Here is a 3890-nt window from a genome sequence, read left to right as displayed (position 1 = left end):
GGCGGCTTTTGCCGAAGAGGTGCGTGTATACAACTGGTCTGACTATATTGACGAGGACTTGTTGCAGAAGTTTGAGGAAGAGACGGGTCTGACGCTGATCTATGACGTGTTTGACAGCAACGAGGTTCTGGAAACCAAGATGCTGGCCGGTGGATCGGGCTATGATGTGGTTGTGCCCTCTGGCACTTTTCTTCAACGTCAAATTCAGGCTGGCGCGTTTCAGGAGCTGGATGCGGCCAAATTGGCGAACTCTGGCAACCTGTGGGATGTCATTCAGGAACGCACCGCAGGGTATGATCCGAACAATGCCTATTCGATCAACTACATGTGGGGAACCACCGGTATTGGCGTGAATGTCGCCAAGGTGAGGGAAGCCTTGGGTGATGACGTTGCCCTGAACAGCATGGACTTGGTCCTGAAGCCTGAGAACATGGAAAAGCTGGCCTCGTGTGGTGTGCATTTCCTGGACGCGCCTGCTGAAATGATCCCAATGACCTTGCAGTATATTGGGGAAGACCCTGACAGCCATGATCCGGATGTCATCAAGAAGGCCGAGGAGGTTCTGACCAGCGTCCGTCCGCATATCCAGAAGTTCCACAGCTCGGAATATATCAACGCGCTGGCCAATGGCGATATCTGCGTGGCAGTGGGTTGGTCGGGCGACATTCTGCAGGCACGGGACCGCGCGGCTGAGGCCGACAACGGCGTTGAAATCGAATACCACCCGTTTGCTGAAGGCTCGCTGATGTGGTTCGATCAGATGGCGATCCCGACGGACGCTCCGAACCCGGAGGGCGCGCATAAGTTCCTTGATTTCATCATGGACGCCAACAACATGGCGACCGCGTCGAACTATGTCTACTACGCCAACGGGAACAAGGCCTCGCAAGAGTTCCTTGCGGAAGATGTGATCGGGGATCCGGCGATTTACCCGGATGATGCAACCATGCAGAACCTGTATATCACGACGCCTTACCCGGCAAAAACGCAGCGCGTCGTGACGCGTATGTGGACCAAGATCAAGTCCGGCACCTGATCCGGTACATCTGCGCAAGGCGGCTTGGCCGCCTTGCTCCTTTTTTCCAGATTGTCGAACGGGGGCCGTTTTGAACACTGACGTCTTTGCGCCGTGGGATGACCCACAGGCGAAACCTTTGATCCAGTTCCGGAATGTCACCAAACGGTTTGGTGAATTCACGGCCATCGACAACCTGTCTCTGGATATCTTCGAAAAAGAGTTCTTTGCTTTGCTGGGGCCTTCGGGGTGCGGCAAGACCACCATGATGCGGATGTTGGCGGGGTTCGAAACCCCGACCGAGGGGCACATCATGCTGGGCGGTCAGGACATCGATCCGATCCCGCCAAATAAGCGCGCGGTGAACATGATGTTCCAGTCCTACGCGCTGTTCCCGCATCTCAGCATCTGGGAAAACATTGCGTTCGGCCTGCGCCGGGACAACATGCCCAAATCTGATCTGGAAGAGCGCGTCGAAGAGATGCTGCGCCTGACCCGGCTGGAACAATTCGCCCGCCGGAAGCCGCATCAGATCTCGGGTGGGCAACGGCAGCGGGTGGCGTTGGCGCGGTCGCTGGCCAAGGCGCCAAAGCTGTTGTTGCTGGACGAACCGCTGGGCGCGCTGGACAAGAAACTGCGGCAGGACACGCAGTTTGAGCTGATGGATATTCAGGAAAAGACCGGCACCACCTTTGTGATCGTGACCCACGATCAGGAAGAGGCCATGACCGTCGCCAGCCGCGTCGCCGTGATGGATCAGGGCAAGCTGATGCAGGTGGCGACGCCGGACAAGATTTACGAATACCCGAACTCGGTCTACGTGGCCGACTTCATCGGTGATGTGAACATCCTCGAAGGCCGCGCTTCGGCGAATGGGGACGACTCCTATCAGATCGACTGGGCCGAGGGGCAGGCACCGCTGACGGCAACCTCGGCCAACGGGCTTTCGAACGGGCAATCCTGCCATTTGGCCATCCGGCCCGAGAAGGTGACGATCTCGGCCGACCGCCCGGCGGACGCGATCAACGCGGTACAGGGCAAGGTGCATGACATTGCCTATCTGGGCAACCTGTCCACCTATTATGTCGAGTTGCCCAACGGCACGATCATCAAGGCGCAGACGGCCAACACACGCCGTATCTCGCGTCGGTCGTTTACATGGGAAGACCCGGTCTGGCTGTCCTGGACAGCCACGGCCGCGGTTCTGCTGGCCAGCTGATGCGCCGCGCGTTTTTGATCGCCGTTCCCTATGTCTGGCTGCTGGCCCTGTTTCTGGTGCCGTTCTTCATCGTTCTGAAGATCTCGCTGTCGGATATCGAACTGGCCATCCCGCCTTATACCCCCACGCTGGACCTGTCGCAGGGCTGGGCCGGGATCAAGGACTTCTTCAGTGCGCTGGATTTTGAAAACTTCATCTGGCTGACCGAGGATGACCTGTACTGGAAAGCCTATCTCTCCAGCGTCAAGATCGCGGTGATCTCGACCTTTTTTACACTGTTGGTGGGTTACCCGATTGCATATGGCATGGCGCGCGCGCCGGTCGAATGGCGTCCGACGCTGATGATGCTGGTGATCCTGCCGTTCTGGACCTCATTCCTGATCCGCGTTTATGCATGGATGGGGATTTTGTCGAATGAAGGTTATCTGAACCAGTTGCTGCTGTGGTTGGGCATCATCTCGACCCCACTGACGATCCTTAACACAAATACGGCCGTTTATATCGGCATCGTCTACACCTATCTGCCCTTCATGATCCTGCCGATCTATTCTGCACTGGAGCGGATGGATGAATCCCTGATCGAAGCGGCCGAGGATCTGGGCTGTTCCCGGATGCACGCCTTTTGGCTGGTGACCATCCCGCTGTCGCGCCCGGGCATCATTGCAGGCTGTTTCCTGGTCATGATCCCGGTAATTGGCGAGTTCGTGATCCCCTCGCTGCTGGGCGGCTCGGGCACGCTGATGATCGGTAAGGTGTTGTGGGAGGAGTTCTTCTCGAACCGCGACTGGCCGGTGGCCAGCGCCGTGGCGGTGGTTCTGCTGCTGATCCTTGTGATCCCGATCGTGCTGTTCCAGCGCAATCAGCAGAAACAGGCGGAGGCCGAGCAATGAACAGAATGAGCTGGTTTAACACGGTCTCTTTGACGCTGGGCTTTGCGTTCCTCTATATCCCGATGATCATCCTGATCATCTTCAGCTTCAATGAAAGCAAACTGGTCACGGTTTGGGCCGGGTTCTCGACCAAATGGTACGCATCGGTGGTGCAGAACGAAGCGTTTCTGGACGCTGCCTGGGTGACCGTGCGTGTCGCGGTGTTCTCCTCGACGCTGGCTACCATTCTGGGCACGGCTGCGGCCTATGTGCTGGTGCGCGGCGGGCGGTTCTTTGGCCGTACGCTGTTCTCCGGCATGATCTACGCGCCGCTGGTCATGCCCGAAGTGATCACCGGCCTGTCGCTGTTGCTGTTGTTCATCGGTATCGGGCTGGACCGAGGCATCCTGACCATCGTGCTGGCGCATACGACCTTTTCGATGTGCTTCGTCTCGGTCGTCGTCTCCTCGCGTCTGGTGACGTTTGACCAGTCGCTGGAAGAGGCTGCGCTGGATCTGGGCTGTTCACCGGCGCAGGCGTTCCGGCTGGTGACCTTGCCGATCATCGCGCCTGCCGTGATCTCGGGCTGGTTGCTGGCCTTCACCCTGTCGCTGGATGATCTGGTGATTGCGTCGTTCACATCGGGACCGTCCGCCACAACACTGCCGATCAAGATCTTTTCCGCCGTGCGTTTGGGTGTCAGCCCCGAGATCAACGCATTGTCCACGATCATGATCGCGATCGTCACGGTCGGTGTCATCACCGCGTCGCTGGTCACAAAACGGGC

General features: G+C 58.0%; 4 protein-coding genes. All 4 read left to right on the top strand.

What is annotated here, in order from left to right:
• The coding region (locus tag RUE5091_RS22405) for a polyamine ABC transporter substrate-binding protein (RefSeq protein ID WP_058284166.1) at positions 1-1036 on the top strand (1036 nt) is incomplete at its 5' end.
• Between the two features lie 70 nt (positions 1037-1106).
• Entirely contained in the window at positions 1107-2234 is a 1128-nt protein-coding gene (locus RUE5091_RS22400) for an ABC transporter ATP-binding protein (RefSeq protein ID WP_058284165.1), read from the top strand.
• Positions 2234-3124, top strand: a complete 891-nt coding sequence (locus RUE5091_RS22395) for an ABC transporter permease subunit (RefSeq protein WP_058284164.1) — start codon at positions 2234-2236, stop codon at positions 3122-3124. The genes RUE5091_RS22400 and RUE5091_RS22395 overlap by 1 nt, the downstream gene beginning before the upstream one ends.
• On the top strand, positions 3121-3890 hold a 770-nt coding region (locus RUE5091_RS22390), incomplete at its 3' end, for an ABC transporter permease (RefSeq protein ID WP_058284163.1). The genes RUE5091_RS22395 and RUE5091_RS22390, both read left to right, overlap by 4 nt.

This window comes from Ruegeria denitrificans (assembly GCF_001458295.1).
Taxonomy (GTDB): Bacteria; Pseudomonadota; Alphaproteobacteria; order Rhodobacterales; family Rhodobacteraceae; genus Ruegeria; species Ruegeria denitrificans.
The sequence above is the reverse complement of the archived record's forward strand: the minus strand, read 5'-3'. Positions and strand labels throughout refer to the sequence as shown.

Bases quoted from the DNA above. Each gene is read 5' to 3' on its own strand.
- RUE5091_RS22395 (WP_058284164.1), top strand. From the start codon at position 2,234: ATGCGCCGCGCGTTTTTGATCGCCGTTCCCTATGTCTGGCTGCTGGCC.